This is a genomic window from Polaromonas potterensis (assembly GCF_033446725.1).
GTDB lineage: Bacteria > Pseudomonadota > Gammaproteobacteria > Burkholderiales > Burkholderiaceae_C > Polaromonas.
Genome location: NZ_JAWQLX010000009.1, coordinates 78831 through 97419, shown reverse-complemented (window position 1 = coordinate 97419; position 18589 = coordinate 78831). Strand labels below are relative to the sequence as shown.

Here is an 18589-nt window from a genome sequence, read left to right as displayed (position 1 = left end):
GCTCAAGAAACCAGCCAAGGCCGCGGAACCGGCTTAGCCGGGCCGCAGGCGCAGCAGCCCCCTCGGGGGGTAGGGAGTTACGCGAAGCGAACGACCGTGGGGGCCACATTCTTAACATTCCTCGCTCCAGCAGTAGCCGTCTTTGGCAATCATGGCGCTGGAGGCACTGGGCCCCCAGGTGCCGGCGGCGTAGGGGCGCGGGCCGGCGGTGTCTTGTTGCCAGGCGTCCAGAATCGGTTCGACCCAGCGCCAGGCTTCTTCCTGTTCGTCGCTGCGCACAAACAGGTTGAGCCGGCCGTTGATCACGTCGAGCAGCAGGCGTTCATAAGCGCCCACGCGTTCGGTGCCAAACCGTTTGTCAAAGTCCAGGTCCAGTTGCACCGGCGCCAGGGTCTGGCTCGCAACACGTGCGCCCAGGCGGTTGTCCTGGCCTTGCGCCAGCAGGTGTAACTCCAGCCCGTCTTTGGGCTGCAGATTGATCACCAGCCGGTTGCCCGCACCTTGCGGTGATTTGAAAATCGCATGCGGCGTGGGCCGGAAGTTCACTTCAATATGCGCGTCGCGATCGGCCAGACGTTTGCCGGTGCGTATGTAAAACGGCACGCCGGCCCAGCGCCAGTTGGCAATCTCGGTGCGCAGCGCCACAAAGGTTTCGGTCCGGCTGTCCGGGTTGACGCCGCGTTCCTGCCGGTAACCGGGCACGGCCGCACCGTTGATGCTACCGGCGGCATATTGGCCGCGTACCACATGTTGTTTCAGCGTTTCCGGTGTCCAGGGTTTGAGCGAACGCAAAACCTTCAGCTTTTCATCGCGGATGGCGTCGGCATGGGCGTTGATGGGCGGCTCCATGCCGATGGCGCAAAGCAGTTGCAGCGCGTGGTTTTGCACCATGTCGCGCAGGGCGCCGGTGCTGTCGTAAAAGGCGCCGCGTTTTTCCACGCCCAGTTCTTCGGCAATCGTGATCTGGATGTTGGCAATCGTTTCGCGGCGCCACAGCGGCTCGAACAACGAGTTGCCAAAACGCATGGCAAACAGGTTTTGGACCGAGGGCTTGCCCAGATAGTGGTCGATGCGGAAGATTTGTTTTTCCGGCAGCACCCGCAACACGGCTTCGTTGATCGCGCGGTTGGAGGCCAGGTCGTGACCCAGCGGTTTTTCCAGCACCACGCGGGTTTGCGGCCCGTTCAGCCCGACGGCCGCCATGTTTTCACAAATCCCCGTGAACAACGCCGGCGCGGTGGCCAGGTACATCACCACGGTGTCGGCCTGACGCGATTGCAAGGTGTCGGCCAGCAATTGGTAGTCGGCGGGCTGGGACAAATCCATGCGCACATAGTGCAGCAGGGCGGCAAACCGCTCGAACTCGTCGGCGCTGGGGCGTTTGGCCAGCTCCACGCTGTCAAAACGCGACTGGATCAGCGCGCGGTATTGCGCATCGGTCAGGGCGTCGCGGCCCACACCCAGAATACGCCCGTCCTGGGCCAGCGAGCCATGCCGGAAAGCCTGAAACAGCGCGGGCATCAATTTGCGCCAGGTGAGGTCGCCCGTACCGCCAAACAGGACCAGATCAAAGCTCATTGTTGCCAACCTTCCAGTGCGTAATGTAATAAAGTTTCATATGATGTGCTCATAATCGTAACTCAATCGGGCAGTTTCCTGACGTGGTTTCTGCAGTTGCCCATCTACACTTTGACCATGAACCAACTCGAAGCCCTCAAACAGTTCACCACCGTGGTCGCCGACACCGGCGACTTCAAGCAGCTCGATGCCTTCAAGCCACAGGACGCCACCACCAATCCGTCGCTGATCCTCAAGGCGGTGCAAAAGCCCGATTACCAGCCGCTGCTGGCCGACACCATGGCGAAGTTCCGCGGCCGGGCGCTGGACGAAACCATGGACCGCCTGCTGGTGCGTTTTGGCTGCGAGATTTTGTCGCTGATTCCCGGCCGCGTGTCGACCGAAATTGATGCGCGCCTGAGTTTTGACAGCAACGCCACCTTCACGCGCGGCGAACGCATCATCGAGTTGTACGAGGCCGAGGGCATTCACATCGACCGCGTGCTGATCAAGGTGGCGGCCACCTGGGAAGGTATTGAAGCCGCGCGCCGGCTCGAAGACCGCGGCATCCATACCAACCTGACCCTGCTGTTTTCCTTCTGCCAGGCGGTGGCCTGCGGCCAGGCCAAGGTGCAACTGATTTCCCCGTTTGTCGGGCGTATTTACGACTGGTACAAAAAGTCCGCGGGCGCGACCTGGAACGAAGCCGAGAAGGCAGGCGCCAACGATCCCGGTGTGAGATCGGTGCGCGAGATTTACAACCACTACAAACATTTCGGTATCAGCACCGAAGTCATGGGCGCGAGTTTTCGCAACGTCGGGCAAATCACCGCGCTGGCCGGTTGCGACCTGCTGACTATCAGCCCCGACTTGCTGGCCCAGTTGGCCGCCAGCGAGGCCCCGTTGCAACGTGCCCTGGACGCCAAAGCCGCCCAGGCGCTCGACCTGCCCGCAGTTAATTTTGACGAAGTGACTTTCCGCTATGCCCTCAACGAAGATGCCATGGCCACCGAGAAACTGGCCGAAGGCATACGTGCGTTTGCCGCCGATGCGCTCAAGCTTGAACAGTTGATGCTTGCCGCATGAGCATGCTCACCACCACACGTTGCGACCAGACCCCGGCCTGGGCCTCGCTGCAGGCGCGTTTTGACGCGTCCGGAAAAAAGTTCGACTTGCGCGCTGCTTTTACCGCCAACCCCCAACGCTTCGCAGAATTCAGCCAGGACGCGCCTTATGTGTTTGCCGACCTGTCCAAAAACCTGATCGATACGTCCAGCCAGGCCTTGCTGCTGGACCTGGCGCGCCAGTGTGGCGTCGAGCAGTACCGCGACGCCTTGTTTGCCGGTGAGAAGGTCAATTGCACCGAAAACCGCGCAGCCATGCATTTTTTGTTAAGAAATACGGCTCCAGCCCAGGAAGGGTGGGCGCAAGCAGCTACTGAAAACATAGCGAAAGAGTGGGCCCAGGCGCAGGAGACCCGGGACGCCATGCTGGCTTACGCGGAGCAGGTGCGCGGGGACGATGCCATCACTGACATCGTCAACATCGGCATAGGCGGCTCCGACCTCGGCCCGCAAATGGCGGTGCTGGCGCTGGAGGCCTTCAGGTTGCCGGGCAAACGTTTTCACTTTGTCTCCAACGTCGATGGCGAGGAACTGGCCGGTGTGCTGGATCAGCTGAAACCGCAGAACACCTTGTTCCTGGTGGCGTCCAAAACTTTCACCACGCCTGAAACCATGACCAACGCCGTGTCGGCGAAACACTGGTTTGAAGCGCAGGGCGGCCAGGACATCACGCGGCATTTCGCCGCGCTGACGACCAACGTGGCAGCGGCCCAGGCTTTCGGCATCCACACTAGCTTCGGTTTCTGGGACTGGGTGGGCGGGCGTTATTCGCTGTGGTCGGCTATCGGCCTGCCGCTGGCGATCGCCATAGGCGCGCAGGGCTTCAAGGATTTTCTGGCCGGCGCCCATGCGATGGACGAACATTTCCAGACCGCGCCGCTGGCGCAGAACCTGCCGGTGCGTCTGGGCCTGCTGGATGTCTGGTACCGCAATTTTTATGGCTTCACCAGCCGCAGCATCGCGCCCTACAGCAGCGCCTTGCGCCGCCTGCCGGCCTATTTGCAGCAGCTGGAAATGGAGAGCAACGGCAAACGTGTGGACAGGCATGGCCAGACCTTGCCTTTTGCCACCGCGCCCGTGCTCTGGGGCGAACCCGGAACCAACGGCCAACATGCCTACTTCCAGATGTTGCACCAGGGGACCGATGTGGTGCCGGTCGAATTTGTGGCCGTGGCCCAGGCCCGCCATGGCCTGCCCGGCCACCACGACAAACTGCTGGCCAATGTGCTGGCCCAGGCCCAAGCCTTGATGCAGGGTCAAGACGATGTGGGCGGTCACAAACATTTCCCCGGCAACCGGCCCAGCACTTTTCTCTTGCTCGATGAATTAACGCCCGCCAGCCTGGGTGCGTTGATCGCGCTGCAGGAGCACCGCGTGTTCACCAGCGGCGCGATCTGGGGCATTAACAGTTTCGACCAGTGGGGGGTCGAGCTGGGCAAGGTGCTGGCTCGGGATATAGAAGCCAGGCTGGCGACGGGTGATGCCACGGGATTGGACGGATCGACGTCGGGACTGTTGCGAAGAATCAATTCGGCCTGATTACCTGGCGGCCGTGTGCAGTATTTCGTTGCGGGACCGTGGTGCTTCATGGTCAACTCTTGGCATTGATCTGACAACCTTCTTTCCGCACCATGCCTCAACCCGTTTCTGCCTTCCGCGGTCTCCATTTTTCTAATTCAAGCCAGACCACGTTCCCGGCACGCTGTTTTAAAGGCCTTGCCGTGGTGTGGCTGGCCATCAGTCTTGTGTCCGGGTGCGCTACACATCAGGGGCAGGATGCCGACGCAGACACCGAAGAGCCGGTTTCGCAGGGCGGAACGCTGGGACCTGCGCTGGATGTGAGCGGTACCACCTGGGCCGAGCTGAGTGTCCCCGCGAAAACCGGTGGGCTGAACGCGGATGACCTGGTATGGGAGATTTTTCGGGTGCCGGGCAAACAGTCCACACGCTACAGCTATATGCGGCACGAAGGCCGCGATGCCGTGCGCGCCACGGCCGATGCGACGGGCAGCATTTTGCGGCGCCGCCAGCGCATTGAGCCCGCCGACCTGGGGCGCATCAGTTTTTCGTGGAACGTGCCGCCGCCCGGCGCTGACGCCAACGCATCACTCGCCGAACTGGACGACGTGCCTGTGCGCGTGGTTCTGGCCTTCGACGGCGATCGGTCGCGCTTTTCGATCAAGAACTCCCTGCTGTCGGAGTTAAGCCTCATGCTGACCGGCGAAGAGCTGCCCTTTGCCACGCTGATCTATGCCTGGTCGCGCGTTAACAAGCCTGGTGATGTCGTGATGAATGACCGTACCGACCGCATTCGCAAGCTTGTTGTGGATTCGGGCGACCAGGGCTACAACCAGTGGCTGAGTTATGAGCGGGACATCCGGGCGGATTACCGCAAGGTTTTTGGGGAAGATCCCGGCGCCTTGCTGAGTTTTGCGGTTTTCACCGAGGGTGAAAGAAACGAGGGCCAGCTCCAGGCTTTTTACGGCCCGCTGAAGTTGTTGCCTGCTGCGGGATCACAAAAATAGGACAGCGGTGTTTCGGCTGCGGGGAGGGTACCGCCTCTCCCGCGCGCCTGCAGGCCTGACTTATCATGGCGCCGGGGAATTTGCCCTTGCACACTCCTGAGGAGGAGAAAAACCATGAACTTCGGCCAAGCCATTTCGAGCTGTTTCGCCAAATACGCCACCTTTTCCGGACGCGCCTCGCGCTCCGAGTTCTGGTGGTTTTTCCTGTTCCAAATTCTGGTTTCCATCGCCGCGTCCATGATCAGCGACCTGGTCAGCGGGCTGGCGTCGCTGGCGCTGCTGTTGCCCGCGCTCGCCGTGGGTACGCGGCGCCTGCATGACATCGGCAAAAGCGGCTGGTGGCAATTACTCATGCTGACGGTGATTGGCTTCTTTGTGCTGGTGTACTGGTGGGTCCAACCCGAACGGGAAGGTGCGGTGGCCTACGAGGCCTGATGTGTTCTCATCCACGGGTCATCCCGTGAGCCTTTTGTAAAAAGCCGCCGATGCGGCTTTTTTTTGTTGGCACCCTGGCTGCCGAAGCCGGGGTGCTGCCCGAACCTCAGGCCCCTTTGCCGACCAGCACCGGTGCCGCGCGGTAGCGATCGGGGAACAGCCGCTTGAGATTGTCGATTTTCGGCAAGTCGTTGTAGACGATGTAGGGGGCGTGGGGGTGCTGCACCAGGTAGTCCTGGTGGTAGGCCTCGGCCGGGAAGAAGCGTTTTTGCATCTCCGTGGTGGTGACAATCGGCAAGCCAAAACTGCCGGCCTTGTTGAGCTGGGCGATATAGGCCTTGGCAACACGCGCTTGCGTGACATCCTGCGCGAAGATGGTGGATCGGTATTGCGGCCCACTGTCCGGCCCCTGGCGATTCAGCTCGGTCGGGTTGTGCGCCACCGAAAAGTAAATCTGCAGGATGCGCCCATAACTGATCTGCTGGGGGTCATAGGTGATCTGCACGGCCTCCGCGTGCCCGGTGCGGCCTGAACCCACGGCCTCATAACGTGCCGAGGACGCCTCGCCTCCGGCATAACCCGAGACGGCATTGCGCACGCCCCTGACGTGCTGGAACACCCCTTGCACGCCCCAGAAACAGCCGCCGGCGAGTACCGCGGTTTCGACGGCGGCGGCAGGCGTCGCCACCAGATCGTCGGCAGGCGCCGGGATGCTTACCGCGGCTTCGGCCGCCAGCGAAGGGTGGACCTGCCAGAGTACCGCTCCGGCAACACAGGCGATGACCAGGGTGCTTAGCATCGCGCGCCGTTTCAGGCGTGGATGCGGGGTAGTGGGCTGAACGTGGGTGCTGGATGGTGTGTTCATAACGGCTTTGCGGTAGTTCTGGCTTCTTCCAGAAGTTGCTGGATGACTTGTTCCGACTTGTCGTATTCGCCTTCGCCAAAGTGATGGAAACGGATGCGGCCCTGCGCATCGACGAAGTAGTGCGCCGGCCAATAGTTGTTGTTGAAGGCGCGCCAGATGCTGAAGTTGTTGTCGATCACCACCGGAAACTCGATGCCCAGATCGCCCACGGCGCGTTTCACATTGTTGATGTTTTTCTCATACGCGAACTCGGGCGCATGCACGCCGATCACCACCAGTCCCTGGTCCTTGTACTTGCGGTGCCAGGCACGTACATAAGGCAGCGCGTTGCGGCAGTTGATGCAGCCGAAGGTCCAGAAGTCGATCAGCACGACTTTTCCGCGCAGCTCCTTGGCGCTGAGTGGCGGCGAGTTCAGCCATTCGACGCCGCCTGTCAGTGGCGGCATGTTACCTTCGATAGGCAGTGTGGCCAGCCGGGGCAAGTTCGGCGGTGATTGCACCTTGAGGAAAGAGCCTGGATTCAGCACGGGCGAACGCATCGCGGCACGTTCTGCCGGTGGTGGGTTCAGCCGCCGAAACAGGGTGTTTTCCAGCGATACGCCTCCACCCGACGAAAACTGTGTGAGTAGGCCGGTATCCAGCCCGAGCGCGACGGCTGTGACCCCGGCGAGTACCGCCACTCCCAGTCCTTTGCGGAACCACTCGCCCAAGCCGAGCCAGCGCTTGAGGATGGCAAACACCCGGCCGCCCGCAAGCAACACAAGGGCCAGCGAACTCACGGCACCGGCCGCATACGCGAGCAGCAGCAGGGAGGTGTGTACGCTGGGCCCTTCAAGGGCTGCCCCGGTGAGGATCAGGCCCAGAATAGGACCCGCACAGGGCGCCCACAGCAACCCGGTGGCCATGCCCAGAAAAAAAGACGACCACGCTGGGTGGCCTGCGCCGCCTGCAGGTCTGGCCGCAGCGTTGGAAAGACGCGAGCCCACGGCCACCAGGGGTCGTGCCAGGCGGTCGGCCCAACGAGGTGCGATCAGCGTCATGCCCATGACGGCTAGAAAAACCATGGCAGCGATCCGGCCATAGTCGTTGGCCGCCACGGCCCAGTTGCCGGCGATGGCGCCCAATGTTCCGACGGCCGCAAAGGTCAGCGCCATGCCCGCCAGCAGGGGCAGGCCGCTTTTGACGAAGGGCTGGTCGATGCGTGCGAAGACAAAAGGCACCACCGGCAGAATGCAGGGCGCAAGAATGGTCAGCGCTCCGCCAAGATAGGACAGGATGAAGAAAATCATGAGGATCTCCGTCGGAGCGTGGTGATAGCCTGGTTTATTTCTTCATGGCGTCGTCTTTGCCCATGGCGTCCTTGGACATGGCATCTTTCCCCATGGCGTCCTTCTTCATGCCGTCCTTGGCCATGGAGCCTTTTGCCATCGAGTCTTTTTTCATGCCGTCTTTGCCCATGGCATCCTTGGACATTGAATCTTTTGACATCGAGTCCTTGCTCATGGCGTCTTTTTTCATGTCGTCCGCGGCAAAGGCCGAGACAGCACCGATAGCCATGCAGGTGGCCAGGAGAGTTGCGGAGAGTTTGTTCATTTGGATGTCCTTGTCGAGTCAGTTAAAAATGGCACGGTTCGGGATGAGCACGTGCCGCAAGTTTCAACAGCGTTGAGCCTTTTGGGCGCTCAACTGCCGCCGAACCAGTTGTAACCCTGGTCTTCCCAATAGCCGCCAGGGTAGGTGTTGGTGACGAAGATCGCCTGAATATGTTTCGGGTTTTTGTAGCCCAGCTTGGTGGGCATGCGCAGCTTCATGGGGAAGCCATATTTCGGAGGCAAGGGCTGGCCGTCGTAGCTCAGCGTCAGCAGTGTCTGCGGGTGCAGCGCGGTGGCCATGTCGATGCTGGTGTAGTAGTCGTCCGCGCACTTGAAGCCGATGTATTTCGCGCTGGTGTCGGCGCCCACGCGTTTCAGGAAGTCGGCGAAATGCACACCACCCCATTTGCCGATGGCGCTCCAGCCCTCGACGCAGATGTGACGGGTGACCTGGTCCTGCTGCGGCAGGGCGCGCAGTTCGGCCAGGTTCCAGCGGTGTTTGTCGGCCACCAGGCCCGTGACTTCGAGCTGGTAGCTGGCTTCATCCACCTGGCGGATTTCGTCTTCACCATAGTAGGCGTTGAACGGGAAAGGCCGCGTGATCATGGATTCCGGGTAGGTCGGTGCGAGTTGCTGGGGATCGAAAATCCAGCCCTGCACCGTGTCGTTGAAGCGCGAGATGTGCGTGAGCGCTGCTTCCACGCCGCTGTTGCTGCTGATGTTGCAGCCACTCAGCAGCGACAGGCCGCCCAGCGTCAGCGAACGTTGCAGGAAGGCGCGACGTGCCGGCTGTTCGATGCGGCGGCCAAGAAGTTGGCGTGCCTCGGCGAGCGCGGCATCGCCGTCGATGCCAAGACGGGCCAGGGGCGAGCGCTGGAGGATTTTCATACGGTTTTCCCTGTGCGGCCGCTCAGCATGGTGAGCAGGGTGCGCGGAACCAGCGCGACCATCACCAGGTGCACGGCCACGAAGGCCACCAGGGCGGCCATGGCAAAAAAGTGGATGCGACGCGCAACTTCGTAGCCGCCCAGCAGGTCGCGCAGCATGCCGAACTGGACCGACTTCCACAACACCAGGCCAGACAGCACCAGCAGCACGATGTCGAGTATCACGAAGAGGTAGGCCAAACGCTGGACGTTGTTGTAGCTCCGTGGGTCGGCGTGGGAGAGTTGTCCGCGGAGCGCCGCCCGCATGTCGCGCACGATGCCGGAGATCGACAGCGGAAAGAATTTTCGAAAAAACCGGCCACTGGCCAGGTTGAAGGACAGGTAGATCAGCCCGTTGATGGCGAGCAGCCACATCGCGGCAAAATGCCACTGCAGCGCCCCGCCCAGCCAGCCACCCAGGGTGATAGCGGCCGGAAAATGAAACGGGAACAGTGGCGAGGCGTCATAGATGCGCCAGCCGCTGGTCACCAGCACCAGCACGGCCAGGGCGTTGAGCCAGTGGGTGATGCGCATCCACCGCGGGTGGATGGGCGCACTGCCTTGGGGTGTGGTTTTGTGCTTCATGGGGGGATTGTTGGGCGCACCCCATGGCCGATTCATCACGGAAAGTTCAATTAATTGTGATAACTCCAAAAGAGGGATCGCGTGATAATCCTTGGTCATGGATCCTGTCAAACGCGTTCTGATCGTCGAAGATGATCCCCATATCGCAGAGTTGCTGCGCATGCATCTGCACGATGAGGGTTTTGCGGTGGTGCATGCGGCGGATGGTCATGCGGGCGTGCGCGAGCTGGAGCGGGGCCACTGGGACGCGTTGGTTCTCGACCTGATGCTTCCCGGTGTGGACGGCCTCGAAATCTGCCGCCGTGCCCGCGCCATGGCGCGTTACACACCCATCATCATCATCAGCGCCCGCTCCAGTGAAGTGCATCGCATCCTCGGTCTGGAACTCGGTGCCGACGACTATCTTGCCAAACCTTTTTCGGTGCTGGAACTGGTGGCGCGTGTGCGTGCGTTGCTGAGGCGTACCGAGGCCATGGCGCGTGACGCGCGTGTGGAGTCCGGCCGGCTGGACCTGGGCAACCTCTGCATAGACCCGCTGGAGCGCGAGGTGCAGGTGGATGGAAAACGCATTGAATTGACCCCGCGCGAGTTCGATTTGCTGTATTTCTTCGCGCGCCATCCCGGTCGTGTTTTTTCGCGACTGGATTTACTCAACCAGGTCTGGGGTTACCAGCACGATGGTTATGAACACACGGTCAACACCCACATCAACCGTCTGCGCATCAAGGTGGAAGCCAATGCGGCAGAACCCCGCCGCATTTTGACGGTGTGGGGACGTGGCTACAAACTGGTGGTGTCTGCGGAAGAGGCCGAGGTATGAGTTTTAGCCGGCTTTCCCTGTCGCAACGTCTTTCGCTGGTGTTTGCGGTCTTGCTGCTGGCTTGTTGCGGCGCATCGGTCTGGCTGCAGACGAAAGCCAATGGGCTGCATGAGCAGGAGGTGGCGCAGCGCCTTTCCATGGGTCTGGCCGCTCACATCGCGGACAACTCGGCCTTGATGGAAGCTGCGGGTTTCAATGAGGTGGCGGTACACGAACTGTTCGACAAATTGATGGCCGTCAACCCCAGTGTGGAGGTCTATCTGCTCGGTCCGGACGGACGTATTCAGGCACAAGCTGCGCCGCCTGGACACTTGAAACGCGACAGGGTGGACCTGGCGCCTGTCCGGCAACTGCTGGCCGGCGCACCCTTGCCCATCTTCGGCGACGATCCGCGCAGCATGGACTCGCGAAAAGTATTCAGCGCTGCCCCGCTGAAAGTAAATGGGCGGGATGCCGGTTATGTCTACGTGGTGCTGTTTGGTGAGACCCGTGACACCCTGGCAGCAAATTTTTCGGCCGACAGTGTGTTGCGCTCCACGCTCTGGTCCATGGCGCTGGTGGCCTTGTTGGGCCTGATCGCGGGGCTGGCGGCCTTTCACCTGATCACGCGGCCGCTGCGTCAGCTCACCGTGGCAGTACGCCACTTCGAGGCGGACGGACTGGTGGCGCTGGACAAGGCCGCGCCGGCCCTGGAGCAAGCCTCCAAGGGTGGTGGAGAGATTGCCGCCCTGGGCCAGGTCTTTTCGCGCATGACACAACGCCTTGCCGAACAGTGGCGTGAACTGACACTGCGGGACCAGCAGCGGCGCGAACTGTTTGCGAACATTTCACACGACCTGCGCACGCCGCTGACATCTTTGCACGGTTATCTGGAAACCTTGCTGGTGAAGGCCGATAGCCTGAGTGCGGCCGAGCAACGCCGCTACCTTGAAATTGCGCTGGGCCAGAGCCGCAAGGTCGGGCGTCTGGCCCAGGAGTTGTTCGAGTTGGCCCGTCTCGAATACGGCGTGGTCAAACCCGAGCTGGAAAGTTTTGCACTGGCCGATCTGGTGCAGGATGTTTTCCAGAAGTTCGAGCTGGCCGCCGAGGCGCGCAGCCAGCGGTTGACCCCGGATATCGTGCCGGGTCTGCCCGTCGTCACGGCGGATCTGGGGATGATCGAACGGGTGCTGACCAATCTGCTGGACAACGCGATCAGCCACACCCCTGAAGGCGGCGAAATTGTGGTGCAGCTGCGGCCCGAAGCTGCGGGGGTGCGTGTCGAGATCAGTGACACCGGACCGGGCATCCCGGGCGCGCTGCGCAAGGCGCTTTTTGTGCGGCCGGTTTTTTCATCCGCGGGTGGACGGGCTGGCGGGCTGGGGCTTGTCATTGTGAAACGCATCCTGCAACTGCACGGGAGCGACATCCGCTTGCTGCAGCGTGAGGACAAAGGCGCTGTGTTTTCTTTTTTGCTGACGTGAAAAAGGGCCGCAGTGCTTGCGCACTGCGGCCCTTTTTGGCTGGGGGCAGCAAAAAACGGGGGTCTGCGTCCGGGCCTGTTGAAAGACCCGGCATCCGTCCCCGCGATTTTTATTACATGCCCATGCCGCCCATGCCGCCCATGTCACCCATGCCACCACCCATGCCGCCGCCAGCGCCGGACTCGTCTTTTGGAGCCTCGGCAACCATGCATTCGGTTGTCAGCATCAGCGAAGACACGGAAGCTGCGTTTTGCAGGGCCGTACGTGTCACCTTGGTGGGGTCCAGGATACCCATGTCGATCATGTCGCCATACTGGCCATTCTGAGCGTTGTAGCCGTAGTTGCCTTTACCGGCCAACACAGCGTTCACGACAACGCTTGGCTCTTCGCCGGCGTTGGAAACGATGATGCGCAATGGCTCTTCGATGGCGCGCAGGATCAGCTTGATGCCGGCGTCCTGGTCAGCGTTGTCACCCTTGATGACGCCAGCCGACTGCTTGGCACGCAGCAGAGCCACGCCGCCACCAGCCACGATGCCTTCTTCCACAGCAGCGCGGGTAGCGTGCAGGGCGTCTTCCACGCGGGCTTTTTTCTCTTTCATTTCGACTTCGGTGGCTGCGCCAACCTTGATCACGGCAACACCGCCGGCCAGCTTGGCCACGCGCTCTTGCAGTTTTTCACGGTCGTAGTCGGACGTGGCTTCTTCGATCTGGACACGAACCTGCTTGACGCGGGCTTCGATGTCAGCAGCAGCGCCGGCGCCGTCGATGATGATGGTATTTTCCTTGCCCACTTCGATGCGTTTGGCTTGGCCGAGGTCGGCCAGCGTCACTTTTTCGAGGGTCAGGCCCACTTCTTCAGCGATGACCTTGCCGCCGGTCAGGGTGGCGATGTCTTCCAGCATGGCTTTGCGGCGATCGCCGAAACCAGGGGCCTTGACAGCCACAACCTTCAGGATGCCACGGATGGTGTTGACCACCAGCGTTGCCAGGGCTTCGCCTTCGACATCTTCGGAGATGATCAACAAAGGACGGCTGGACTTGGCGACTTGTTCCAGGGTAGGCAGCAGGTCACGGATGTTGCTGATTTTCTTGTCGTACAAGAGCACGAAAGGGTTGTCCAGGATGGCGGACTGCTTTTCGGGGTTGTTGATGAAGTACGGGCTCAGGTAGCCACGGTCAAACTGCATGCCTTCAACGACGTCGAGTTCGCTGTTCAGCGACTTGCCGTCTTCCACGGTGATGACGCCTTCTTTGCCGACTTTGTCCATCGCTTCAGCGATGATCTTGCCGACTTCTTCGTCGCTGTTGGCGGAGATGGTACCGACCTGAGCAATTTCCTTGCTGGTGGTGGTGGGCTTGGAAGCTTTTTTCAGCTCTTCGACCAGGGCCGTCACAGCCTTGTCGATGCCGCGCTTCAGATCCATCGGGTTCATGCCGGCGGCGACATATTTCATGCCTTCGCGAACAATGGCTTGAGCCAGAACGGTCGCGGTCGTGGTGCCGTCACCAGCGATGTCGGAGGTCTTGGAAGCAACTTCCTTGACCATCTGCGCGCCCATGTTCTGCAGCTTGTCTTTGAGTTCGATTTCTTTGGCGACGGACACACCGTCCTTGGTCACCGTAGGAGCGCCGAAAGAGCGCTCGAGCACCACGTTACGGCCTTTAGGGCCCAGGGTAACCTTGACCGCGTTGGCCAGGATGTTCACACCCTCGACCATGCGTGCGCGGGCTTCGCCGCCGAAAATGACGTCTTTTGCTGCCATGTTTAATTCTCCAGATTCAATTGATTAAAGGGTGTGTGAAAGCCGAGAAATTACTTCTCAACGACTGCAAACAGATCGTCTTCTTTCATGACCAGCAATTCGTCGCCGTCGACCTTGACGGTCTGGCCGCTGTACTTGCCGAACAACACGCGGTCGCCGACCTTGACAGCCATGGCGCTGATTTCGCCCTTGTCGTTCTTTTTGCCAGGACCCACAGCCAGCACTTCGCCTTGATCAGGCTTTTCAGCAGCGCTGTCAGGAATGACGATGCCAGAGGCGGTTTTGGTTTCGTTTTCAACACGTTTGACGATCACGCGATCGTGCAGGGGACGAAGTTTCATAGGAGCTCCTGGGTTTGAAACAATGGTTTTGAAATCAAAAAACACCCGTGGGAAACGGGTGCTTGTGAACGGACTGGCTTGAAACGCTGGTTGTTAGCACTCCATACCATCGAGTGCTAATGATAAGGCCGTTTTGTGGCAGTTTCAAGTCCGTGGGGGATGCGCTGTCGGGTTTTCGGTAACTGTTGATGCCCATTTAGATGCGAATTATTCGTATCTAAATTCGAAAGCTAAATAGGTAGGATATTCCTATAAGTCATTGATTTAAATTGAATTAAGTGGACAAAGTTGCATGACATCGGACTCCTGAGTACCTCCGAAAGTCCTCAAACCGTTGTCGACGGTTCAATCCAATAAATCCCAATAACTGCTCTGCCTGCCCAAGAGGATCGCTGTTCTTAAGTCGCGCCGACTGCTTCCGTCAAGCGCTCGGTGCCCGCCAGAAGCCAGGTTTAACCCGGAAATATCGGCTCCCCCAGATTCAGCATCAGGCGGTTGGCCCAGGCAAAAATCGCCACCGCGTGCACCAGGTCCAGCACTTCCAGGGTTGACAAACCGGCCGCGCGCACGGCTTGCAACTGGGCCGCGCCAAACTGGGCTGGATGGGTGGTGAGGTCTATCGAGAGTTGCACAATGGCGCGTTCGCGGGCCGTGGTGCCGGCGCCCTGCGGCTCGGTGAAAACCTGATGGATCACGTCATTGCGCTTGGTGAGTTGCTCGAAGCGCTGGGCGTGCACCGAGGCGCAGTAAACGCAGCCATTCACGCGCGAGACCACGGCGCTGGCCAGTTCACGCTCGGCGCGCGACAGGCCGCCGGGGGCGTACATGATGGCGTTGAAGACGATGGAGCGCTCTTCCAGGATGCGCGGCTGGTGCGCCAGCACGCGGTAGTAGTCGCTGGTTTTGGCCTTGGGGTGGCTGCTCTCGAGCACGGCCAGCTGTGCGGGCGTCGCCTGGTCCAGGTCCAGCACTGGCAGCCAGGCCTTCCAGTCCAGGGTGTCGCTGGTGTAGCCGTTCACGCGCACCGGCTCGCCGGGTTTGGGCAGGTTGGCGGGGTGGACAAACGGGGCCTCCTCCGCTGCTGCTGCTGCTGCTGCTGCTGCTGCTGCTGCGGCCGTGCTGTGGATGTCATCGCCCAGTTCGACCAGCGCCTGCAGGCCGGCCACTACACGCAGCTGGTAGGCCACGAAGGCGATCAGCTGCGCCAGCACGACCACTTCGGGCGTGGTCAGCCCGGCGGCGGGCAACCGAAGCAGCGCGGCCTGGTCGCCTTCCACCGGGCGTTCGGTCAGCGTACGCGTGAAGACCAGGATGGCTTGCAGGCGCGAGTCGCCGCTGGGGGGCTGGCCGTCGAGTGCGGCCTGTTGCGCCGACGTGAGCGGCAGGGTTTGCAGGCGCTCGCGGTAGTGGGCCTGCAAGACCGCGCTGCCGGCCTGGCGCGCGATGTCGTGGGCCGCCAGCAGGCGTTCGGCCAGGGATGGGGCGCCGCTCAGCGTGGGGTCAAAAATACTGTCGTAGCTGCCTTGCGTGGCGGCCACCACCTTGTCGCGCTGGTGGCGTACGGCGTGCACTGGGCTTTCGGCCGGCAAGGCTACCAAGGTGTCGATCAGATCAGCGGCGGGAAGGGATGAAGACATGGCAGGGATTCCTGAAAGTTGATTTTTAAGTGTTTTAGGCCTGTAGCCCAGGTGGTATGTGCGTAGCACGCTCTAAAAAACGGAGCACGCCAGCCCAGGAAGCTTCATCGGCATGGGCGTTGATGGCTGGCGTGCCGCCAGTGGTGCTGAACCGTCCCGACACCGGATGGGCATAGACCAGTTGCGTGGTCGGCACATAGGGGAAAACAATGGAGTGCCCGCCGCCCTCGAAGTCGAGCTGCTCGACCGCGTACCGGTGCTTGAACTGCGCCAGCCGCTCGGTGACCATGCGGCCGTACAGGCTAGACGGCCAGGAGCCGTCGTCGCTGGCCGACAGCAGCAGTACCGGGCCGCGTATGTGTTCCACCCGGATGCGGGCGCGCTCCACGGCTTCGGGGTCTTGCAGCGCGGTCAGCAGCGCGTTGGCGTGGCGGCGCGGTTGCGGGCCATCGTCCCAGGGTGCCCAACTGGCGCTGCGGTTGTTTTGCCACAGGTGGGGCAGGGGCTGGCCGCGAAAAGTCCAGGCCGGGCCTTCGCGTCCCGTGGCCGGGTCGCAGGCGTTTTGCGCGCTGTGCACCACGGCGCCGGGCACGTAGCCGATGACGGCCGACACCAATTCAGGGAACCGCGAGCCCAGCAGCAGCACCAGTTCGCCGCCGCGCGACTGGCCGCTGAGCGCGACGAAGCCGTGCAATGGGCGCACATGGCGGTGCAGCCAGTGCAGTGCGGTTTCAAAGTACTCGAGCGGCGTGTTGGAGATGTAGTCGGACAGCCCCGGCGCTTTGAAGTAGCCCAGCGCCAGCGCGGCGTAGCCGTGCGAGGCGTAGAGCGCGGCACGTGGCTCGTTGATGCCGCCGCCCGAACCGTTGAGCACCAGCACCGCCGGGTGTGGCCCGGGGCCGGCGGGCGTGAACAGGGTGCCGACCAGGCCTTCTTCGCGGACCTCGCGCCGCGCCACGCCGACGCCTTGCAGGCGCTGCACCAGGCGTGCCTGCAGCGCGGGTGCGCCGTGGCGCAGTAAATTCACTTCGGTGCTTAGCGCGGACGCGGGTTCCAGGCCAAACACCTCGCGCGGCGCGCCTTCCTGCTCGGGCGCTTGCGACCACAGCAGCCCCATGGCCGACACGCCGCTGTAGCTGCCGGTCAGCGGGGCATCGCGCTGCAGGTCCACCACGCCGTGGGCGTCGGCGCGGAAGCTGACGGCAGAGCGCCACACCACGCCAGGCCCGCGTAGCGTGTGGGTGCTCAGGGTGACTTCTTCGCCGGGCGCCAGGCCGTTCACCGCGATGCGGCGCGGCACGTCGATCAGTGCGTCTTCGGGGGTGACGGTCAGGATGGCGGAGGGCATGCGACCTTCCTTACTTGGCGACCGGGCTAACCTGCATCGCGGTGGTGCGGTCGCTTAGCAGCGGCACTACCTTCAGGCCCTTCCTGGCGGCCCAGATGTTTTGGTAATGGAACAGTGGGATGTTGCCGACGTCGTCGGTGACCAACTTGACCGAGTGGCGGAAGATGGCTTCGCGGCGCTTGGCATCGAACTCCACGGTAGCCGCGTCCAATGCTTTGTCCACCGCCTCGTTGCTGTAGCGGCCCCAGTTGTTGACGCCGCGCCCGCGCTTGGCGTCGTTGCTGGCCAGGGTCTGCAGCAGGCCGTAGCCGGCTTCGCCCGTGCCATTGCCCCAGGCGATCACGCTGACGGCGTACTCGTTTTTTCCGGCGCGGCTGGCGTACACGCTCCAGGGTACGACCTCGACCTTGGTCTTGACGCCCGCGCGGGTCCAGAACTGGGCCACGGCCTGCACGGTCTCGGGCGCCTGTGGGTAGCGGTCGCCCGGCACGTGGATGGTGATCTGGAAGCCCTGCGGAAAGCCGGCCTCGGCCAGCAGTTTCTTGGCCTGCTCGACGTTGTAGGCAATGTCCTTGACCTCGGGGTTGTAGCCAAAGCTGTTCTTGGGCATCCACTGGTTGGCCTCGGTCACCGTGCCCTGCAGAATGCGGTCGGTGATGGCCTTGCGGTTGATGGCCAGTGACAGCGCCTGGCGCACCTTGAGCTCTTGCAGGGGGTTCTTGTCGAGCGGCTTGCCGGCGTTGTCTGTGATGAATTCGTTGGACCCAGGGCGGAAGCTCGGCTGCAGCAGCAGCACGCGCAGCCCGGGGTAGGTGTAGACGCTGACCGTGGGTGTTTTCTTGAGCTTGGCCACGTCGGTCACGGCCACCTTGTCGATCACGTCCACGTCGCCGGCCAGCAGCGCGGCGGTGCGCGCCGCGCCGTTGTTGATGTAGCGGTAGTTGACCTTGTCCCACAGCGGCTTGGGCCCGTAATAGCCGGGGTTGCGTTCGAACACGGTGCGGTCGCCTGGGCTGTACGAGATGAACTTGTAGGGCCCGGTGCCCACCACGGCGCGGCCGGCGTTGTAGTCCTCAGTCTTGGAATTTTCACCCGCATGCTTGCTCACGATGTAGATCGACGCGATGTCGAGCGGGAGCATGGGATTGGGCGTGTTGGTCTTGACGATGACAGTGTGCGGGTCTTTTGCGGTGGTTGACTCCACCGTGCGCAGTGCACCCGTGTAGGAGGCCACAGTGCCGGGCACGCTGCGCGCGCGCTGGAACGAGAACACGATGTCGTCGGCGGTGAACGGCTTGCCATCTTGCCATTTGATGTCGCTGCGCAGCTTGAACTCCCAGGTCTTGTCGTCCAGCGCCTTCCAGCTCGACGCTAGCGCCGGCTCCAGTTTGCCGCCGTCGCGCGAGTTGATGATGGAGTCCCAGAAGTGCAGGGCCAGTGATCGGTCGCCGGCGTGGTTGTTAAGCTGCGGGTCGACCGACGACACTGGGTCGGCAAAACCGATGGACAGCGTCTGCGCCGAGGCGGCGACGCTGGCGGTCAACACGGCCGCTGCGATGAGGGAGAGCTTGCGGGGGGTCATGGCGGGTCCTTTCAGGAAAAAAAC

The 18589-nt window shown here is 61.8% G+C and carries 16 protein-coding genes and 1 pseudogene; 6 read left to right on the top strand and 11 right to left on the bottom strand.

The features are described from left to right. Positions 1-111 precede the first annotated feature (111 nt). A complete protein-coding gene (zwf, locus tag R6254_RS16450) occupies positions 112-1578 on the bottom strand; it encodes a glucose-6-phosphate dehydrogenase (protein WP_318408390.1) in 1467 nt (488 codons plus the stop codon). A 117-nt stretch (positions 1579-1695) separates the two neighbouring features. On the opposite strand from zwf, the gene tal reads away from it, so the two are divergent. The 4 genes from tal (at position 1696) to R6254_RS16430 (ending at position 5641) form a co-directional block, all read left to right on the top strand. Then, a complete protein-coding gene (tal, locus tag R6254_RS16445; protein WP_318408388.1) occupies positions 1696-2643 on the top strand; it encodes a transaldolase in 948 nt (315 codons plus the stop codon). Next, positions 2640-4220: a glucose-6-phosphate isomerase gene (gene pgi / locus R6254_RS16440; protein WP_318408386.1), complete on the top strand. Its 1581-nt coding sequence runs from the start codon at positions 2640-2642 to the stop codon at positions 4218-4220. The genes tal and pgi overlap by 4 nt, the downstream gene beginning before the upstream one ends. 92 nt (positions 4221-4312) lie before the next feature. Then, positions 4313-5206: a DUF3047 domain-containing protein gene (locus R6254_RS16435; RefSeq protein WP_318408384.1), complete on the top strand. Its 894-nt coding sequence runs from the start codon at positions 4313-4315 to the stop codon at positions 5204-5206. A gap of 114 nt (positions 5207-5320) precedes the next feature. Then, positions 5321-5641, top strand: a complete 321-nt coding sequence (locus tag R6254_RS16430; RefSeq protein WP_318408383.1) for a DUF805 domain-containing protein — start codon at positions 5321-5323, stop codon at positions 5639-5641. 106 nt (positions 5642-5747) lie between these two features. On the opposite strand, the gene msrA is transcribed toward R6254_RS16430, so the two are convergent. The 5 genes and pseudogenes from msrA to R6254_RS16405 form a co-directional block, all read right to left on the bottom strand. Next, the gene (gene msrA, locus R6254_RS16425) at positions 5748-6440 is read right to left on the bottom strand and encodes a peptide-methionine (S)-S-oxide reductase MsrA (protein WP_318408569.1); all 693 of its coding nucleotides are present in this window, start codon (positions 6438-6440) and stop codon (positions 5748-5750) included. A gap of 65 nt (positions 6441-6505) precedes the next feature. Beyond that, positions 6506-7795, bottom strand: a pseudogene (locus R6254_RS16420) (cytochrome c biogenesis protein DipZ); the annotation flags it as partial. A gap of 34 nt (positions 7796-7829) precedes the next feature. Beyond that, complete coding sequence (locus R6254_RS16415; RefSeq protein ID WP_318408380.1) at positions 7830-8099, bottom strand: pentapeptide MXKDX repeat protein; 270 nt, start codon at positions 8097-8099, stop codon at positions 7830-7832. A gap of 89 nt (positions 8100-8188) precedes the next feature. After that, complete coding sequence (locus tag R6254_RS16410) at positions 8189-8986, bottom strand: molybdopterin-binding protein (protein ID WP_318408378.1); 798 nt, start codon at positions 8984-8986, stop codon at positions 8189-8191. After that, the gene (locus R6254_RS16405) at positions 8983-9609 is read right to left on the bottom strand and encodes a cytochrome b/b6 domain-containing protein (protein ID WP_318408377.1); all 627 of its coding nucleotides are present in this window, start codon (positions 9607-9609) and stop codon (positions 8983-8985) included. The genes R6254_RS16410 and R6254_RS16405 overlap by 4 nt, the downstream gene beginning before the upstream one ends. Before the next feature lie 97 nt (positions 9610-9706). On the opposite strand from R6254_RS16405, the gene R6254_RS16400 reads away from it, so the two are divergent. Further along, on the top strand, positions 9707-10429 hold the full coding sequence (locus tag R6254_RS16400; RefSeq protein ID WP_318408375.1) for a response regulator transcription factor: 723 nt from the start codon (positions 9707-9709) through the stop codon (positions 10427-10429). Beyond that, positions 10426-11892 carry a sensor histidine kinase gene (locus R6254_RS16395; protein ID WP_318408373.1) on the top strand — a complete coding sequence of 489 codons (1467 nt, stop codon included), beginning with the start codon at positions 10426-10428 and terminating at the stop codon, positions 11890-11892. The genes R6254_RS16400 and R6254_RS16395 overlap by 4 nt, the downstream gene beginning before the upstream one ends. A gap of 112 nt (positions 11893-12004) precedes the next feature. On the opposite strand, the gene groL is transcribed toward R6254_RS16395, so the two are convergent. From groL to R6254_RS16370, 5 genes are all read right to left on the bottom strand, one after another. After that, positions 12005-13657 (bottom strand): chaperonin GroEL, encoded by a 1653-nt coding sequence (groL, locus tag R6254_RS16390; RefSeq protein WP_318408371.1) that lies wholly within the window; start codon positions 13655-13657, stop codon positions 12005-12007. Positions 13658-13707: 50 nt separating this feature from the next. Further along, positions 13708-13998: a co-chaperone GroES gene (gene groES / locus R6254_RS16385; RefSeq protein WP_096667046.1), complete on the bottom strand. Its 291-nt coding sequence runs from the start codon at positions 13996-13998 to the stop codon at positions 13708-13710. Between the two features lie 452 nt (positions 13999-14450). Next, positions 14451-15635 (bottom strand): CMD domain-containing protein, encoded by a 1185-nt coding sequence (locus R6254_RS16380; protein WP_318408366.1) that lies wholly within the window; start codon positions 15633-15635, stop codon positions 14451-14453. 34 nt (positions 15636-15669) lie between these two features. Beyond that, positions 15670-16983: an acyl-CoA thioester hydrolase/BAAT C-terminal domain-containing protein gene (locus tag R6254_RS16375; RefSeq protein ID WP_318408364.1), complete on the bottom strand. Its 1314-nt coding sequence runs from the start codon at positions 16981-16983 to the stop codon at positions 15670-15672. 10 nt (positions 16984-16993) lie between these two features. After that, positions 16994-18565 carry an ABC transporter substrate-binding protein gene (locus R6254_RS16370; protein ID WP_318408363.1) on the bottom strand — a complete coding sequence of 524 codons (1572 nt, stop codon included), beginning with the start codon at positions 18563-18565 and terminating at the stop codon, positions 16994-16996. Positions 18566-18589: the final 24 nt, after the last annotated feature.